The following is a 19010-nucleotide window of genomic DNA, read 5'->3' on the forward strand; positions in this document are numbered from 1 at the left end:
GGCTGAATTGCAAGCCTTGCGAAGTGACGGAAGGATCAATCTCAGACAAAATCGAGGATGATGATTTGTTGACTGGCACGATGGTCAACGACGGTACAGAATGTTTCTCCATAACTAGCGCTGCCCAGCGTCTTTCGAAGAACAACTTCCGGTTCTTCATCGACATCAAACGGAACGATTGCAAAAGGATAGCCTTTGACTCTTTCGATGAGCCTCGGACTCCTGCTGGCAGCGGGATTGATCGGTGGCCAGATTGCCGGTTGGATCGGTCTCCCAAGGGTAACGCTGTTCATTCTGATGGGCTTATTGTTAGGTCCATCAGCCTTGGATTGGATTCCACATGAGCATGTGCACGAGTTGGAACCAATCCTCAACTTGGCGTTGGCAATCGTCTTGCTGCAAATCGGCAGCCGGTTCACATTGGTTTCGTTCCGACGGATCATGCGGGCGGCCGCTCCGCTTTCGTTGGGTGAACTGACGTGTACGTTCGGGCTTGTGACTCTGGGGACATATTGGATCGGCGAAACGCTCGAAGCGGCATTGCTGCTCGGTGGATTGGCGTTAGCAACCGCACCGGCGACAACGATTGTCGTCTTGCAAGACTACGACTCAGACGGACCGGTCACCGCCTACACCTATTTGCTCGTCGCATTGAACAACTTGGTGGCGATTGTCGCGTTCGAGGTCTTGTTCGTCACTGGGAGTTTGATCGGTGGTCGTGGCGATGTCGATGTGGCAAGCCGGTTGCAATGGCTTGCGATCGATCTGGTGGGATCGGTGACACTCGGTGTATTAGCCGGGATGTTGGTCAGTTACGCGGAAACACAGCTTGCCGAACGACAACGAAATCTGGCGGTGATTACGACCGCTTTACTACTTCTCGGGTTCTGTGAACGTGCCGGGATGCCCTATTTGCTGGCCTTTCTGGCAATGGGCGTTTCCCTGGCGAACACGTCGCCAAAGGCCAAGGAAATCGTTACGGGGTTGTCGCCGATTTCGTCGCTGCTGTACGTCTTCTTCTTTGTGGCAGCGGGAGCGGAGTTGGATCTCGCGGCACTCAAGACGGTCGGGACGATCGGCGTTGCCTACATCTTGATGCGATGTTTAGGGAAATATGTCGGTGTCCGTGCGGTCGCATGGATTCGAGACGAACCGGAGTCTGTGCAGCATTGGCTCGGGGCAACACTCATCGCGCAAGCCGGTGCCGCCATCGGACTTGTCCAGGTGGCTGCCGCTCGCGATCCGGAACTTGGGAATCATTTGAAAACGATCATTGTTGGCACGGTCATTTTCTTTGAAATCGTAGGTCCACTGCTGACGCGGTTGGCAATTGTCCGTTCGGGCGAGGTACCCGTCGCTCATATGGTTCAGCCCGATCGTCCAGGGTGGCGGGAAACCATTGGCAATCTGATCAACCACTTTCGACAATCCCTCGGACAAGACCCACTTGCCTCACGTGTGCAGGGCGAACTGAGGGTTCGCGATCTGATGCGTCAGAATGTACAGTCGATCCACGCAGCCGCCGACTTTCTGAACGTCTTGGATTTCATCGAACATAGCCGGGATTTAGTGTATCCGGTGGTCGGCGATGAGTCCGAAGTGGTGGGAATTATCCGGTATCGAGATATCAGCTCGAACCTGTTCGACCCTGGTGTGGCTTCTCTGGTACGTGCCGAAGACTTATGCATTCCGCCTCGACCTCCATTGTTCCCGGAACAGTCGATTGACGATGCCCTTCGCGCATTCGAGAAAAACCCGGATGGTGTCATACTTGTCGTCGCTTCGCAGGACTCGCTCAAACTGATCGGTCTCGTCGAACGTCGCGATGTGGTTCGGTTTGCCAAACGTCGTCACTCGGACAACTCCGGTCGCAAAACAGATAATGGACACTAACAGTGAGGAAAAATCTGGCTTCGACGCAAGTTCGCATGACGAAGCATTCACGTCAAATAGCGAGGGTTGAATCAAACAAAAAGTTATGGCCTGTACACAAGCCAATCCGTCCAATCTTTGATACGATGCCTACTTTACCGAGATACTCAATTGTGAACCTACTGTTGTCTCCTGGTTGCGAACACCAATCTCACTGGGAATTCTGATCAGAATCGTAAGTTCAGGAGACACGGATTTTCGATGCAAAAGCACTCAAACGAACAAGGTCTAAGAATGCATTTGGTCATGGCATTTCTGGCTTCTCTTCTGCTGACATCCGCAGCAGTGGGAGCAGACACTCAGTCTCTGGTTTATGAAGGCGGTCGTGGTGTCGGCAACGGGAAGCACATCGTGTTTCTCGCCGGCGATCATGAATACCGTTCCGAAGAAACGTCGCCAGCACTCGCTCGGATTTTGGCGAAACATCATGGCTTCAAATGCACGGTGTTGTTCAACATCGATCCCGAGTCCGGGGAGATTGTCGCCGGGAACTCGAATATGCCTGGCCTGGACGCTTTGGATTCCGCGGATCTTGCCGTCGTCTTCCTTCGCTTTCAGAACTTTCCCGTCGAGCAGATGCAGCACTTCGACGATTATCTGAAACGTGGCGGCCCGGTCGTTGGACTACGAACCGCGACCCACGCCTTCCGCATGAAGTCAGACGAACCGTTCAGCAAATACTCGTTCGACGCCAAAACAGATGACTACGAACTTGGGTTTGGGCATCAGGTTCTCGGTCAAACTTGGGTCGGACACTACGGTCGGAATCACAAGCAGAGCACTCGGATTTCGGTGATCGACGGCAAAGAAAATCATCCGATTCTCAAAGGTGTGAAAGATATTTGGGTACAGGCCGGCGGTTATGTCGGTAAACCGACTGACGGCGAAATACTCACGATGGCACAACCGCTCAACGGTATGACGCCAGACTCTCCCGTCGACGAAACCAAACCACCGATGCCTTCCGAGTGGACCCGGACCTACAAGTCACCGTCAGGGCGTGAGGGCCGAGTTTTCACATCGCTCTATGGAACGCCAGAAGACATTTTGAACGACGGATATCGACGCTTGCTTGTCAACGGTTGTTTCTGGGCCCTGGGTATGGAAAACGCGATCGAGCCCGACGCAGAGATCTCGTTCGTCGGTCCATTTAAACCCAATACCTTCGGCAATGGCAGTCATGCGAGAGGAATCAAGCCGTCGGCGTATGCCGGCTTCGAAAGCCCGATTCCTGCCAACCACAACACGAAGTCCGAAAAGCCGAAGACCAACCGAAAAGCCGCCACGAAAAAAGAAACCACGAAAAACGCCCCGGTTGTCACCGAAAAGCCAGCTCGGTTCGTTCGCATTGAGCTTCCCGGTAATCGTCGAATTCTAACGCTTGCCGAAGTGGAAGTGTTTAGTGATGGAAAGAATATCGCACCAAAAGGAAAGGCTAAGCAATCCAGCACGAACGCAGGAGGAGTTGCTTCTCGGGGAATCGACGGCAACAAACATTCGGATTGGAACAAAGGCGGGCAGACGCACACGTCAAACTCTGGCGAAAAGAATCCCTGGTGGGAACTCGATCTCGGTCAAACTGCGACCATCGACAAAGTCGGTGTGTGGAACCGCACGGGGTTTGAACGACGGTTGGCCGGTTTCACGCTGACGCTTCTCGATGCAGATCGCAAAGAAGTCTTCAAAGCCACGAATATCGCTGCCCCTCAGGGACTCGAAATCGACACCAAAACCGGCAAACTGAATTATCTGACCTACGATGGCAAGCCCGGTAAGCCAGTTGCGGGCGATGTGATGCTCGCGGGTGGATCCAATCGAAGCTCTCAACCAAGTCAGCCAGCTGCCCCCGATTTGGCGGAAGTCCCAGCGGATTATCGGGATCCCCTGCCCTTCAAGTTTCAGAAAGGCGACGTCGTCTCGATTCTGGGTAACGGACTGCCTGACCGCATGCAGCACGACGGGTGGTTGGAAACGTTTTTGCAGTCGGAACTTGAAGGTCAGCAAGTTCGGTTCCGCAATATGAGCGCCAGTGGCGATCGGGCCAACCATTACCCCCGCAGTTCCGGTCAGATGTCCATGACTGAGTACTTGCGGACGGTTCAACCGACGGTCGTCTTCGCATTCTTTGGTTACAACGAATCGTTCGATGCCAAACCCGACGAATACGAAAAACAGCTTCTCGAATTCGTGCGACGAACCCGTGGTGCCAAACCGAACGGCAAGGATTTCCCGCGGATCGTGTTGTTCAGCCCCATCGCTCACGAAGACACGGGAAATCGCAACGTACCGGATGGGAAAGCCCACAACGTGCGACTCGCCGCTTACACCAAAGCTACCGAGTCGGCCGCCGAAAAAGCCGGCGTGCAGTTTGTCGATCTCTTCCATCCATCGCTGGAACTCTACGAACAATCGGATTCGCCGCTGACCATCAACGGTATCCATCTTTCCGAAACCGGCAATCGCCTCTTGGCTGAGGTCATTGCCCAAAAACTGTTAGGCAAACCGGTCAGTAACTCCCCATCGCTGGAACCGATCCGCGAGGCTGTGCTCGATAAGAATCTCCACTGGTGGAATCGTTATCGAGCTTCCGACGGCAACGACATCTGGGGTGGCCGGTCGACGTTGAGTTTCGTCGATGGTCAAACCAATGCCGACGTTCTGAAACCAGAGCTCGTCATGCTCGATGTCATGACCGCAAATCGCGACGAAGTCATTTGGGCTCGGGCAGTTGGCAATGAGAAAAAGGTCGACGATAGCAACGTTCCCAAACCCGTACCGGTGGTTTCCAATGTTGGCGGTGGAAGCAAAAGCTCCAGTGCCGTTAAAGAAGGTTCACTGGATTACCTCGGGGCCGAAGAAGTCATCAAACATATCGCGGTGGCGGACGGTTTTGAGGTCAAACTGTTTGCCGACGAAAGCCGGTTCCCGCAACTTGTCAATCCGGTGCAACTTCAGTTCGATACCAAAGGGCGACTCTGGGCGGCTGTTTGGCCGACCTACCCGAAGTGGGAACCGCTCAAGAAAATGGATGACGCCTTGATCATCCTCCACGATGACGACAATGACGGCGTCGCAGATCGTGTCACCGAGTTTGCCAAGGTTCAAAATCCGCTTGGCTTCGAGTTCTGGAATGGTGGAGTAATCGTCACCTTCCAATCCGAATTGGTGTTCCTCAAAGACACCGATGGCGACGACGTCGCCGACGAACGGACGATTCTCCTGCAAGGGCTCGACACGTCCGATACGCACCACGGTGCTAACAACCTCATCTACGGACCCGATGGTGGGATTTATTGGCAGAGCGGTGTCTTCATGGTTCACAACCACGAGCACCCGTGGGGGCCGTCTTTGCAGTCGACCGCATCGGCCATGTACCGCTTCGATCCGCGACGGTTCACGATCTCGATGCACGCCACCAATTCGCCGAACCCGCATGGTATTTCGTTCGATTATTGGGGATATCATTACGCCACAGACGGAACCGGCGGTCGGGCTTATCAAGTTCGGCCCGAAGGTAACGGCTTCAAAATGTACGAACTGCTCAAGAAGGAAGTTCGTCCGGTGACGGCTAGTGAAGTCGTCAGTAGCGAACACTTTCCCGAAGACATGCAGGGAGATTTCCTCATCTGCAATGTGATTGGATTCCTAGGAATTAAGCATTACGATCTCACTCGGAATCCAGAGACCGGAACAGTCTGGGGGGAACCGGCTGGTGACGAACTTACCGTCAAAATAACCAACGCAGACGGAAGTATCTCGGAAGATCATTCCCGCGGCTTCCTAATGAGCGGCAACAAAAACTTCCGTCCGTCTGACGCGATTTTCGCCCCAGACGGCTCGATGTACTTCAGCGACTGGCACAACGTCATCATCGGGCACATGCAACACAATGTTCGCGATCCCAACCGCGATCATAAGCATGGCCGGATTTATCGAGTGGTTGCCAAAGGCCGACCGCTGCAAAAACCCGTTGCGATCGATGGCGAACCAATCTCCGCGTTGCTCGACAACTTGAAATCGCCTGTCGACAGTATTCGTCATCGCACGCGAGTTGAACTCAGCGAACGTGATTCCGGCGAAGTGATCGCTGCGACCAAGAAATGGTTGGCACAGTTCGATCCCAAGAGCAAGGAAGATGCCCACCACTTCTTGGAAGCCCTATGGTTGCACCAGCAACACAACGTTCGAGATAGGGTGCTGCTCAACCAGGTTCTGAACTCACCCGAGCCACACGCCAGAATTGCCGCCAAGACGGTGCAGCATTTTTGGCGGAACGTCGAGAAAACTCTACGCGGTGGCGTGATTGCCGAGGCAACACTGGCCAAGTCACAAAAGTCTGGAGTGTTGAGCGACACGCCCGAACTGACCACGATTCGTGTCGGCACCGTCACAGAAAAGATGCGGTACGATGTCACGGAACTTACCGTCAAACCTGGCAAGAAGGTAAAACTGACCTTCGCCAACTACGACTTCATGCCACACAACATCATGCTCGTCAATCCTGGCAAAGCTGATGAAGTCGGACTGGCTGCGATTGCTCTAGGCGCGAAAGGTTTCGAACTTGGATTCGTCCCTGAGTCTTCCGAAATCCTTTGGCACAGTCAGCTCGTCGATTTCGGCCAGGAAGAAGTCATTGAGTTTACAGCTCCCACGAAAGAAGGAGCGTATCCCTATATTTGTTCGTTCCCCGGACACCATCGTCTGATGCGTGGAATGCTCTATGTTACGAATGACTTAAAGAAATTCCTCGCAGAGAATCCACAAGAGCAGATCAAAATCACGGAGTGGAAACACCAGGACTTTGTGGAAGATATCAAACGTGTTTCAGCGCATCGGAACTTTGCGGAAGGCAAGCAACTTTTCAAATCACTGGGTTGCGCCCAATGCCATCAACTCAGTAAAAGCGATGCCGGTGCCCTAGGGCAGTCGGTGGGACCGAACATCGACGAGTCTGTCACAAAGTACAAGCACAACGCGAACGCACTACTTCATGAAATTCTTGAACCGTCCAAGACGATCGACAAGAAGTTTCAGCAGGTGGTATTGGCACTTGAAGACGGCACCACACGAACCGGTGTTGTCGCTGCTGAAAATGGTTCTACCCTGACGCTTCTCTCAGGTAGTCCACCAAAAGAAATTGCAATTCCGAAAGACTCAATCATCGATCAGGTGACTTCACCGGTTTCGATCATGCCAGTTGGTCTTTTGAACTCGATTGATAAAGAACAAATTCTGGATTTGCTAGCCTATCTGTTAGCCGGTGGCAAACATGACAACCCGGCATTCCATCACCACGGTCACTGATTGATAGTTTCCGTCACGGCTCCGATGATGCAAAATCTTGCGAGCCATGTTGGCGGATACGTGTTGCTCATGCCGGCAGATATTGGCATTCCGTTCTAGCAATAAAGCGGGCAAGATTCTTGCCCGCTTTATTTTTGAGTCGCAGTAATTCCAGTGACTCTTAGTGGATACTATTTAGTCCTGGGGTTCGCCGAAGCAATGTCGATCATGAAGTTGTAAGCCCATCTGTCCTCAAGAATTCACCATAGAGACTGCGTTAGGATTCATCGCATGAGACACCTCCGTATTTTCGCATGGCTATTGATTTTCATCGCAGTGTCCCGGCAAATGCAACAAGATGCGATTGCTGAAACGCCTGAAGAATCAGCTGCTAGAATCGAACGCATGGAGAAAGTTGCCGACTATGCGCTCGTGCCACCGCAGGTCAATACTTCGCCATTGCCGGAGTATGATTACGACAAGCTCGACTATGGCATGACTATTGGCACCGAACGCACGCCAGGCGGTCGGTTATGGGCATGTTGGGTGGCAGGCGGTGATAGTCCGGATGCATTCTTCGTGCTCGCTTCCAGCGATGACGATGGGGAAACCTGGTCGAAGCCGCGTGTCGTGCTGGATTCGCATGACGACAGTCTGCCCACAAAACGCAGCATACTCGTCGGGAACTTATGGACTGACCCTCAGGGCCGACTCTGGCTGATTTTCGATCAGTCAATGGATATGTTTGACGGACGTGCTGGAGTCTGGGTGACCGTTTGCAACAATCCCGACGATGACGCCCCCAGTTGGTCGACTCCCCGCCGAATCTGGCATGGCGTGACGCTCAACAAGCCGACTGTGCTCTCCAATGGCGAGTGGATGTTGCCGATTTCGCTAGATCAAAGACCCGGGTTCCGCGAATTCCGCGGGTGTTTCCGAGAACTGGATCCGCTTCGCGGTGCGAATGTTTTTGTATCGACCGATAAGGGCGATACGTGGGAACGGCGTGGCGTGCGGACTTTTCCGAAGCCCGACTGGCACGAGCACATGATTGTGGAGCGGAAAGATGGCTCACTTTGGATGCTCGCACGCACACGCATTGGGATTATGGAATCAGAATCGACTGACGCTGGGAAGACATGGTCGGAGCCAACGGCTTCAAACATCAAGCACCCTGTTGCCCGTTTTCACATTCGGCGTTTAGCCTCTGGCCGCCTGCTACTTGTGAAACACGGCGAGAAGATCGACACGCATCAAGGAAGAAGCCAACTGACTGCTTGGCTAAGCGACGACGATGGCAAGACTTGGAAAGGCGGTCTAATGCTTGATGAGCGAACCGGCGTTTCCTATCCCGATGGTTTTCAAGCACCTGACGGGACGATCTACATTTCTTATGATCGCAATCGAGCGAAAGACGGCGAGATTCTTTTAGCCCGTTTCACCGAAGACGATATCCTTGCTCGTCAACTCGTTGGACCTAAGTCCAAACTCAAGATGCTGATTAGTCGTCCACTCGCCAAAAAGGCAAAGCCTTAGTGCGATCCATTCAGGTCGGCGTCGGAACTGCTATGCGATAATATCGTCAATCACATGAGCCGGTTTTACACCGGTCAACTTTTGGTTGAGTCCTTGGAAAGGAACACTGAATTTGTTGTGATTGAAGCCCAAAAGACGAAGCAGTGTTGCATGAAAGTCTCGTAGCTGCACCGGGTTCTCTGCCGCTGTGTAGCCGACAGGATCTGTCTCTCCATAGGTCATTCCAGGCTTCACACCACCGCCGGCCATCCAGAGTGTGAAGGCTTCAGGGTTGTGATCACGGCCAATATATTTCATTTCCTTGCCACCACGATTCTCTCGCATCGGTGTGCGTCCGAATTCCCCGCTCCAAACAACCAGTGTGTCTTTCAACATATCCCGTTGTTTAAGATCGGACAGCAACGCTGAAATTGGTTGATCGATCTGTCGACACTTATCTTTGAAGCCTTCGTTCAACGCCTCGTTCTTGCCAGCCCCATGCGAATCCCAGCCCCAATCGAACAGCTGGATGTAACGTACACCACGTTCGGCTAAGCGACGAGCAAGCAGGCAATTATTCGCGAATGACTCTTTTCCAGGTTGAGTACCGTACATCTCATGAATGTGGGCCGGTTCGTCGTTGATATTCATGACCTCGGGGACTGTCATCTGCATACGGAAAGCCATTTCGTACTGGGCAATCCTTGTCAGCGTTTCGGGGTCGCCAAACTCCTCATGCGATTGGCGATTGAGATTGCTAAGCGTATCCAAGATGGCTCGTCGCTTCTCGCGAGTCACACCGGTAGGGTTTGAGATGTTCAAGACGGGGTCACCTTGAGACCGACACTGCACACCTTGGTAAACGGATGGTAGGAACCCACTATTCCAAAGTGCATTGCCAGCCCGTGGCGGACGTCCTCCGGAAAGTAGCACAATGAACCCCGGCAAGTCTTCGTTTTCGGTTCCTAAGCCCCAGGTCACCCAAGAGCCAATCGACGGAGAACCCATACGTGCCTGCCCCGTATGCACCATCAATTGTGCCGGGCCATGATTGAACTGATCCGTCTGCAAGGTTTTGATAAAGCACACGTCGTCGACATGCTTCGCAAAATTCGGAAGACGATCAGACACCCAGGCACCACTCTGCCCATGCTGTTTGAAAGGATACTGTGGTCCTAGCATCTGAGGGATGCCCTTGATAAACGCAAACCGCTTCCCCTCAAGAAACTCCGCAGGACACTCTTTGCCATTGAGACGCTTGAGTTCCGGTTTGTAATCGAATAACTCGAGTTGGCTCGGAGCACCGATCATATGTAAATAGATCACTCGCTTCGCCTTCGCCGGTAATGGCGGATCGAGTGGGCTAAGTGGATTCGCTGGATGATGCGCCGGCTTATTGCCCGTCGACGCAAAAGCCGAGGCCTGGGCTCCTAGCCAAAGTGCCCCGAGCCCGGTTGTACAGTTCTGCAAGAACTGCCTCCGTGTCGACTTCAATAGAGTCTCGTAACGCAACTCGCGGAGTAAGTTTTGATTGCTCATTGTTATCTCTTCGCAGACTGATGACTGTCTATTTCGTGAGGACTTCATCTAAGTTCAGTAAAACACTAGCGACGGTATTCAATCGCGATAAGGGATCAGCTTCTGAGTCGAGATGATACAGGTCGAGTAAGGCCTGTAGTTCAGAGTCTCGCGGCAATCGACAAGTTACGATGAGAAATCCTTTTCGAATTTGCTCAATTGGTTTTGCACCTGCGTTTTGCATTCGACGGGCTAGTCCGCTAGTGCATTCGATGAATGATTCGTCGTTGAGTGTCATAAGAGCTTGCAAAGGAGTATTCGACGACAACCGTCGTGGCGTACAGAACTCTCGCGACGGCGCATCAAATGCCGCAAACATAGGGTATTGAATACTCCGTTTAACATAAGTGTAAATCGACCGTCGATAGCGATTCTCGTCGCCGACTTTCGGCGTGTTCCACTTGTCACCGCCATAAAACGGCTTCCAGACACCGTCAGGAATCGGCGGATGAACAGGAGGGCCGAACTGTTTTGCACTTAGCAACCCTGCAAACATCAAAGCTTGATCACGAACGATCTCGGCAGAAAGTCGGTGACGCGGGCCACGTGCAAGTAGACGGTTTTGCGAATCGATTTCTTCGAGCTCTGGTCGCGTTTTACGACTTTGCCGATATGTTCGCGACAGGACGATTTCTCGCAGGAGCTGTTTGATACTCCAATTGAATTCGTTCTGGAACTTGAGAGCTAAGTCGTCGAGCAGTTCGGGGTGCGACGGAGCTTCGCCTGATGATCCGAAATCCTCTTCGGTTGCTACGAGTCCAACTCCGAACAAACGAGCCCAAAAACGATTGACCGCAACCCGTGCAGTCAGAGGATTCTGAGGACTAACGATCCACTTTGCCAACGCCAAACGGTTTGCTGGCAAGTCTTCAGGTAACGGCGGCATCGACGCTGGTGTTCCTGGTTCTACCTTGTCAGCCTTGGTCAGAAATAGTCCTCGGTCAAAGACATGAGTCGGACGAGAAAGATGAACTGGTCGTTCTTTGAGAATGGGAATCGCTGTCGATGGAATACTCCGTCGCTGTTTCTCTAAGGCTGCAAGATTTGCTAGTTTTTGATTGTAGTCTTCGCTTGTAACAAGTTCCGTAAACTGTTTTTTGCCGCTGACTGCAAGATGTCCTCGGTTTGTTATCAATGCGAACGAAGCCAAGATAAACCGACGATGTTTGAGTTGCACTCGCAACTTGGACCCCACGGGAATTTCGAGCGGCTTCTTGAGCACTAGGGCGGTTTGCCGGGGATAATGGATGCGAGTGTAAGTCGAAAAACCTTCAGTTGATTTCGGATTTAAGCTTTGCTGTGGATCGTGAAAACTATCAGGCTCATCGACTAGCAGTCGTGCCAAATCGATCGTCTGGGGCTTCTCGGAATCTGGTACTAGCAAACTTGCTTCGATGTGTGAGAGTTCAAATCCCCATTCGGAATCGCTGACCGCTTTGTCCGGGTACAACGGCATTGCCGTTAGCCGAATCGCTGTGAGTTGTTGAAGCGTCTCGGGGAGTGGAGCTTCAAGTGTGAAGTCCGTATTTTGGCTCACTGTATCGACGGTGTAAAATTCATCGTGGTCGTCAACACGCTCGACACGAACTTTCGTGGCATTGATTGTTGAAGCGTCAAGGTCTATAAGTGGTTGCCAGGCATGTTCGTCATTGAGCAACGCAAACTCATCGTGCCAAATCTCCTGGCGGAGTGTATGAATCTGGCGGTCAAGTTCGTTAGCTTTGGAATAGTCTTCGATATTGTTTGGAACAGCAAGCGTCGGCCATTCTTCGTTTAAGTCGCAGTCTGCAGTATTGTTGAAGAAGGCAGCGAACTGGTAGTACTCGTCGTGACGGAACGGATCATAAGGGTGACTGTGACATTGCACACATCCAAAAGTCACTCCCTGCCAAGTTTGCCAAGTGGTGCTGACGCGATCAAGGACCGCTGCGACGCGGAATTCCTCGTCGTCGGTGCCACCTTCCTCATTGCTTTGAGTCAGTCGATGGGCAGCGGTCGCGATGTAGTCCTCCATACTCGGCTGAGGCAATAGATCGCCTGCAATCTGTTTGATCGTAAATTGATCATAAGGAAGATCGTCATTGAACGCGGATATTACCCAGTCACGGTATTTCCAGATCTTGCGTGGTCCATCGAGACCAAGTCCTTTGGAATCGGCATATCGTACTTGATCGAGCCAGACACTCGCCCAGCGTTCACCATAGTTGGGAGAAGCCAGCAACTGATCGACAACATTCGCATAGGCTGACTCACCATTAGTTTTGAGATCCTGTAGAAACGCCGCACGCGCTTCGAGACTGGGCGGTAAGCCTGTCAGGTCCAAGGTGACACGACGCAGCCAACGTTCTGGCGTGGCATTGGGAGCGGGTTTGATCTGTCGTTGTTCTAACCGATTGAGAACGAAATAGTCTAGTGGTTGTAGAGGCCAGTCGGTTTGTTGAACTGTTGGAATGGCTTGCGGTTTGGGAGCGGAAAACGCCCAGTGTTCCTCCCAGTGGGCTCCTTGCTCGATCCACCGGGTTAGCAAACCAATTTCGTATTGAGACAGGGCGGGACCATGTTCCGGCGGAGGCATTCGTTCTTCCGGATCGGTAGATTTCACTCGATCCAGCAACCACGAGGATTCCGGATCGCCAGGCTCGACAATCCATCCGTTCGGCGGCAACACTTGATCTCGATAGACAAACGAGACTTCACCAGCTTGCTTCACCCCTCCATGACAAGCAGTACAATGCTTGATGAATATCGGCCGGATGTGTTCGTTGAACCCGATTGTCTTCGGCAACGCCGGTTCGCCATCCGCACCTTGAACAGAACTGAAGTTCGCAGCGAGAATCAACGCGCAAAGCGAGGTTGAAAACCAAACTCGAATTCGTGGCGTGTTGTTATTCATTTTCGCACCGGGATGGCAATAAAAGTTCTTTGAAGACGCAGTCCCACTAGGAATGTGACTGGATGGATTGGTTTTACTGAGAGGAAGGCGTCGCGGTTACTAATCGTATCGATGTCACCTGCAACTGGGACAGTGTTTTCTTGTGCAGGTTTGGCCAGCTGGGGTTTATTCGTGGAGCGTTCGCGTTCTCTGCGTACGGTCTGGATCCGTTCGCGATATATCCAATCCATTTTCGGGACTGAAACGGTTGCCGTCCAGAGACAAGTTCGTCTCAGGGGAGTATGATATGGGAATCGCGATGCGGTCGCTTCTGTGTTCGATCACTCGCCTAACGGGACTATTTCTGGAGGTTCCTCCGTTGGCTTTGCTATATCGCTATACCGCTTTCATCGTGTTTTGCGCGGGACTGCTAGAAGTCGTCGCGTCGGCGGAGAATCCGTTGTTGGCAGCGGAGTCACCAATCAATGCCGATCGGGTTGACTTTCAGCGAGATATCCAGCCCATTCTGCGAGCCCATTGCTACGAGTGTCATGCCGGCACGACAGAAGAGGGCGGCTTGAATCTTGGTGTGAAGGCCAAGGCATTCCGAGGAGGCGATAGTGATCCGGCAATCGTGGCTGGAAAGAGCGGTGAGAGTCTACTGATTCAATTGGTGTCTGGAACGGATGACCAACGGGTAATGCCGCCGGAAGGCAAACCTCGCCTCGGTTCTGAACAAGTTGATTTGTTACGTGCATGGATCGATCAAGGGGCGTCTTGGCCAGATGGTATAGACGTGGTCGATCCGAAACTGGATCGTGCGAAGAAACATTGGGCTTACCAACGCCTTCAAATGGTACAGGCACCACCGCGGCAGCCGGAAGATCAATGGTCGAAAGGCCCCATCGACCGATTTGTGCGACAGCGACTCGACGATGTGGGATTACGTCCGTCGCAGCCTGCCGATGCACGGTCGTTGGTACGGCGACTCTATTTTGATGTCATTGGTTTGCCGCCTACACCGGAACAAATCAAGCATTTCATCGCGGCGTACAATGATGCTCCGGATGTGGCTGTTCGAAATCTTGTGAATGAACTGCTTGATTCGCCCCGGTACGGTGAGCGTTGGGGGCGGCATTGGTTGGATGTGGCTCGTTACGCAGATAGCGATGGACAGGAAGCCGACCAGGATCGGCCGCACGCATATACCTATCGCGACTTTGTGATTCAAGCCTTGAACGACGACATGCCCTACGACCAATTTGTGCGTTGGCAAATCGCAGGGGATGAGTTCGAACCGAAAAGCGATGCAGCAATTGCTGCGACTGGCTTTCTGACCGCCGGACCTGCGTTCAAATTGCCGGATACGTTTCTTGAGAGCGAACGCCTCATGAACCGCTATAACGAACTGGATGACATAATTTCGACATTAGGTTCGGGGCTCTTAGGGATTACTGTTGCCTGTGCTCGCTGTCACGATCACAAATACGATGCGTTCTCGTCGAAAGAGTATTACCAGTTGCTCGGCGTCTTTCACAGTGGCGACCGTGTAAACACGAAATTGCCTAGTGGAAAGGACGCCTTTGTCTTTCAGGATTTTGACAATCAGCGTCGCACAACTTGGCTGTTTCGACGAAGTGACTTCTATGATCGGGAAATTGAGGTCGATATCGGTTTTCCGGCGATGTTGTCGTCCGGCGTCGACGCCAGCGACTATTGGCAGAAGGCGAAACAGGCGGTTCATGAGAACCCTGAAGTGAAGAGCACGTCGCAGCGTCGTGCGCTTGCGGATTGGATCACCGATACAAATCACGGTGGTGGAGCACTTCTGGCACGCGTGTTCGTGAACCGAGTTTGGCATCATCACTTTGGCAAAGGCATCGTGGGTACGACAAGCGATTTCGGCGTTCGTGGGGACAGCCCTACCCATCCCCAATTGCTCGAATACCTGACCACTCAATTCGTTAAAAACGGTTGGAGTGTGAAGTTCTTACATCGCGAGATTCTCAACAGCGCCGTGTGGCGACAGGCGAGCACACGTGACGCGTCCGACAAGCGTGGCCCGGAAATCGACCCGGGTAACAGCCTGCTTTGGCGAATGAATCCGCAACGACTTCAAGCTGAGATTATGCGGGATGCGATGCTCGCAGTGAGCAATACTCTTAATTTGGAATCAGGCGGTCCCGGCTTTAAACCGTACATCGCCCCGGAGGCCAACCTCGCTCGGAATATCAAAGGCGAACGCTACCCGAAGGACGCAAAAGACGATGCCTCTACTCGACGACGTAGCGTCTACATGTTTCACAAACGGTTGATTCCTTACCCGATGTTTCAAGCGTTTGACCGTCCTGACCTCATGACAAGTTGTGCCCTACGACAGAACACCACCGTAGCTCCGCAGGCAATGGTCATTTTGAATGATCGTTTTGTGCGTGCGGTCGCTCATGACTTCGCTGAACTCATCACTGACAAAGCGCGAAAACCGAACATGGATCAACCCGAGTTGACGCCAGTAGTCGAGTTAGCTTTCGAGACCGCATTTGCCCGGAAGCCGACCGCACAGGAAGTCGCTGCTTCAATCGAGTTTATCGAAAAGCAATCGACAACACGTGCCAAGCGTGGCGAGAAGGAATCGCGTCAAGAAGCGTTGGCCGACTACTGTCAAACACTGTTCGGACTGAACGAATTCATTTACATCGATTGAGGAAGTGACCGTGCCGACTCGAAATTCTCAATTGTTTCCCTGTGGTCGCGTGGCGAATCTCATGAGCCGACGCGAGTGGCTTTGCCGAGCCGGTTCCGGTGCCGGAATGATTGGTCTTGCGGGTCTTATGGCCGAGCAAAACCTACTCGCGGCAACGAAACCGGACGCGGCAGGAACGCCAACCACGTCGCTTCTTCCCAGGCAAGGACACTTCCCTGCCAAAGCGAAGTCGGTGATTTGGCTTTTCATGGAAGGGGCTCCGAGTGCCGTCGATATGTTCGACCGTAAGCCAGAACTCGACAAACGCGACGGAACCAAAACGAGTATCCAAGCATTTTTCGGCAATCCCGGGCCATTGATGAAGTCGCCGTTCTCTTTCAAACAGTACGGCGACTGCGGACAGTGGGTCTGCGACAAATACACGAACGTCGCTCGACATGTCGACAAAATGGCGTTTCTCAAATCGTGCTACAGCGAATCGAATGACCATGTTCCAGCGATTTATCAGATCAATAGTGGTCTACCCCGTCCTGGTTTCCCGACCGCCGGCGCATGGGTGACTTACGGATTGGGCAGTGAAAATCAGAGTTTGCCCGGCTATGTGGTCATGGGGAACACTCAGGGAGCGAAAGGTGGTCCGCACAATTGGGGCTCTGGATTTCTGCCGTCGACGTTTCAAGGGACACTATTTCGGGCTCAGGGAACGCCGATTCTCAACCTCAAACGGCAACCGAAAATTACGCAGCAAGACCAGCGTGCACAGCTTGATTTGATGGCGAAATTGAATGACGAACATCTGCAGCGACATCCTCGTGATGCCGAGTTCGCCAACCGAATGGAATCATTCGAATTGGCCTTCCGCATGCAGCAAGAAGCGACCGAAGTTGTTGACCTTTCCCGAGAAACGCGGGCCACACATCGGCTATACGGGATCGATGATCCCAGGACCAAGTCGTTTGGTTCAAAGTGCCTGATGGCGCGGAGGCTGGTCGAAAGCGGCGTCCGATTCGTGCAAGTTTACAGCGATGGCGAGTGGGACGCTCATAGCAATCTTGCCGAGAATCACACGCAACATTGTGCTGCCACCGATGTGCCTGTCGCCGGTCTACTGAGCGATCTTGAAGCCCGCGGGCTTCTCGAAGACACGCTTGTGATTTGGGGAGCTGAGTTTGGTCGTATGCCGATTTCCCAAAATGGAAAGGGACGCGATCACAACCCGAAAGGCTTCTTACAATGGATGGCCGGTGCCGGTATCAAAGGCGGGGTCAGCTATGGTGAGACTGATGAAATTGGTTATGAAGCGGTCGAGAATCGCGTGAGCGTCAATGATTTCCATGCCACGGTCTTGCATCTTCTAGGTCTCGATCACGAACGGCTAACGTACTCCCACAACGGTCGAAGCTATCGCCTGACTGATGTCGCCGGTGAGGTCATCACCGAAATTCTTGCCTAAACGAATCGGTCATCTCTAAGCATCCGAACCCAAAGCAAGTCGAAAACCGTTTTTTTCTGAAAAAGCTGATCGAATCTGCGCGTCGGATGCATTTCTACAGTGGACGGCTGGCATGCGTTTCAATTCCATGTCGCCTTAGGACATGCCGTCCATAAAAATCACGACACCGATCTTTCGATAGGGAAGACGCGGTCGAGGTCCGTTGATGCCGGTACGTCGCCTGATCCACTTACTGACAGACGCGCCGGCTTGAGGTATCTCGCTGAGTCGGATGGACGGATATTTTTTGCAAGCACTCGTGCATTGGGGGAGTTCAATGCCAAGTGTCAGGATTGAAAATGTAGTACTCGTTGCATTGATCGTATTTGTGCCCCGGGCGGAGGCATTCCCCGATGGTCCTCAGACCACATCGCCGGCCGTGAAAGCTCTGCAAGGATTACGCGACGAGGGCTTTCGAAGTCGGGTTGATTTCCGCAAAGTCTCTAACGCGGCCGCTCGTGCTCGGATTGCGATGCCGAACAGTCCGATCCCCGAATATGCATACGGACTCATACTGCTTAGTCGGGTTCAACCGGAACGGGCAGTGACTTGCTTCAAAGCGGCGATCGACCGTGACACATCCTATCTCCCAGCCTGGAAAGCCTTGTTGCAAACTCGGTTGACTCGTCGACAAACGGACGATTTCCGGAAGGAATCCCTTAAGCTCGCGGAACTCGCAAGCAGCCAACAAGTCACTTGGCAAAACCCGCAAGACCGTCGGGAAGCCGCTGTTTGGTTGGGGCGGATGATGGGCTTTCTTTCGTTGCCTCACGTGAGTCTGTTGCATGCGGAGGAACGCTCTCGACTCGAAGCCGCTCTCATATCGAAGCTAGGCAAAGAACTGAAAATGTCTTACGCAGCAGGCCAAACTGAACTGAGGAAGGACCGGGAGCAACTGGAAACGGATCTTAAGAAGGAAGCTGCCCAAGCGTCTGCGATTCAGCAAAAGCAGAATCTCACAGAACTCTCGGTTCTCAATGATCGAGGCGAAGAAATCGACGAGAAGGCCGAGATCCTCGAGTTGACGACAGAGCAATGGGACGAATGGCTCCGGGAATCTCACGACGCAGCAGATAACCAACTCAAAGACTTGCAGAAGCAATACGATACCCTCAGCCGGGCAGCACAACTGATATCTCAGTTGATACAACAAACGCAGTACTCCGTGGGTCGTTATCAGACCCAGCTTGGCGTACGAGGCATCCGAGGTGTTCAGGCTGATCAGCAAGCGGGCTTGATTGAACTTCGGCGGGAACTTCTTCAATACCAGCAGCAGTATCAAGCGCTCGAGCAACGTGCAGCGGCGATCGTTTCCCAAGGCAGACAAATTGCTGCGCGACAGGCAGCCGTGCAACTGCGTTATCAGCAGGCCACCGGAAAAATTACCCGTGAATCAGCAATTCTCGACCGTTGGAAGAAGTCCGTTGCGAAGGAAACTGACAAGATCGGTAAACAAGATTTCCAAACACTGGAAACGAAACTCAAACGACGTCTGTATCAAGTTCCAAGCTATTTCAAACTCGATGCGGAAGAAGAATTGAACCGTTTGATTGCAGAAGTTGACAAAGATTTCGACGCGAACCAATAGCATCATGGACATCCCCAATCCTGCTGAACTATCAAAGGAGAAGCTG

Annotated in this window: 8 protein-coding genes; 6 read left to right on the forward strand and 2 right to left on the reverse strand. The window is 52.7% G+C overall.

Going from position 1 to position 19010, the window contains the following annotated elements; genetic code table 11:
• Positions 1–207: 207 nt before the first annotated feature.
• From AC5DDB_RS05455 to AC5DDB_RS05465, 3 genes are all read left to right on the forward strand, one after another.
• A complete protein-coding gene (locus tag AC5DDB_RS05455; protein WP_491738676.1) occupies positions 208–1893 on the forward strand; it encodes a cation:proton antiporter domain-containing protein in 1686 nt (561 codons plus the stop codon).
• Positions 1894–2133: 240 nt separating this feature from the next.
• Positions 2134–7236: a PVC-type heme-binding CxxCH protein gene (locus tag AC5DDB_RS05460; protein WP_491738677.1), complete on the forward strand. Its 5103-nt coding sequence runs from the start codon at positions 2134–2136 to the stop codon at positions 7234–7236.
• 270 nt (positions 7237–7506) lie between these two features.
• Entirely contained in the window at positions 7507–8751 is a 1245-nt protein-coding gene (locus AC5DDB_RS05465) for a sialidase family protein (RefSeq protein WP_491738678.1), read from the forward strand.
• A 30-nt stretch (positions 8752–8781) separates the two neighbouring features.
• On the opposite strand, the gene AC5DDB_RS05470 is transcribed toward AC5DDB_RS05465, so the two are convergent.
• A complete protein-coding gene (locus AC5DDB_RS05470) occupies positions 8782–10269 on the reverse strand; it encodes a DUF1501 domain-containing protein (RefSeq protein WP_491738679.1) in 1488 nt (495 codons plus the stop codon).
• 28 nt (positions 10270–10297) lie between these two features.
• A complete protein-coding gene (locus AC5DDB_RS05475) occupies positions 10298–13201 on the reverse strand; it encodes a PSD1 and planctomycete cytochrome C domain-containing protein (RefSeq protein WP_491738680.1) in 2904 nt (967 codons plus the stop codon).
• A gap of 298 nt (positions 13202–13499) precedes the next feature.
• Between AC5DDB_RS05475 and AC5DDB_RS05480 the strand changes: the two genes are divergently transcribed.
• The 3 genes from AC5DDB_RS05480 (at position 13500) to AC5DDB_RS05490 (ending at position 18964) form a co-directional block, all read left to right on the forward strand.
• Positions 13500–15884: a PSD1 and planctomycete cytochrome C domain-containing protein gene (locus tag AC5DDB_RS05480; RefSeq protein ID WP_491738681.1), complete on the forward strand. Its 2385-nt coding sequence runs from the start codon at positions 13500–13502 to the stop codon at positions 15882–15884.
• A gap of 61 nt (positions 15885–15945) precedes the next feature.
• Positions 15946–17337: a DUF1501 domain-containing protein gene (locus AC5DDB_RS05485; protein WP_491738816.1), complete on the forward strand. Its 1392-nt coding sequence runs from the start codon at positions 15946–15948 to the stop codon at positions 17335–17337.
• A gap of 316 nt (positions 17338–17653) precedes the next feature.
• Positions 17654–18964 carry a hypothetical protein gene (locus tag AC5DDB_RS05490; protein ID WP_491738682.1) on the forward strand — a complete coding sequence of 437 codons (1311 nt, stop codon included), beginning with the start codon at positions 17654–17656 and terminating at the stop codon, positions 18962–18964.
• Positions 18965–19010: the final 46 nt, after the last annotated feature.

The sequence above is a fragment of the Thalassoroseus sp. genome (assembly GCF_984380535.1).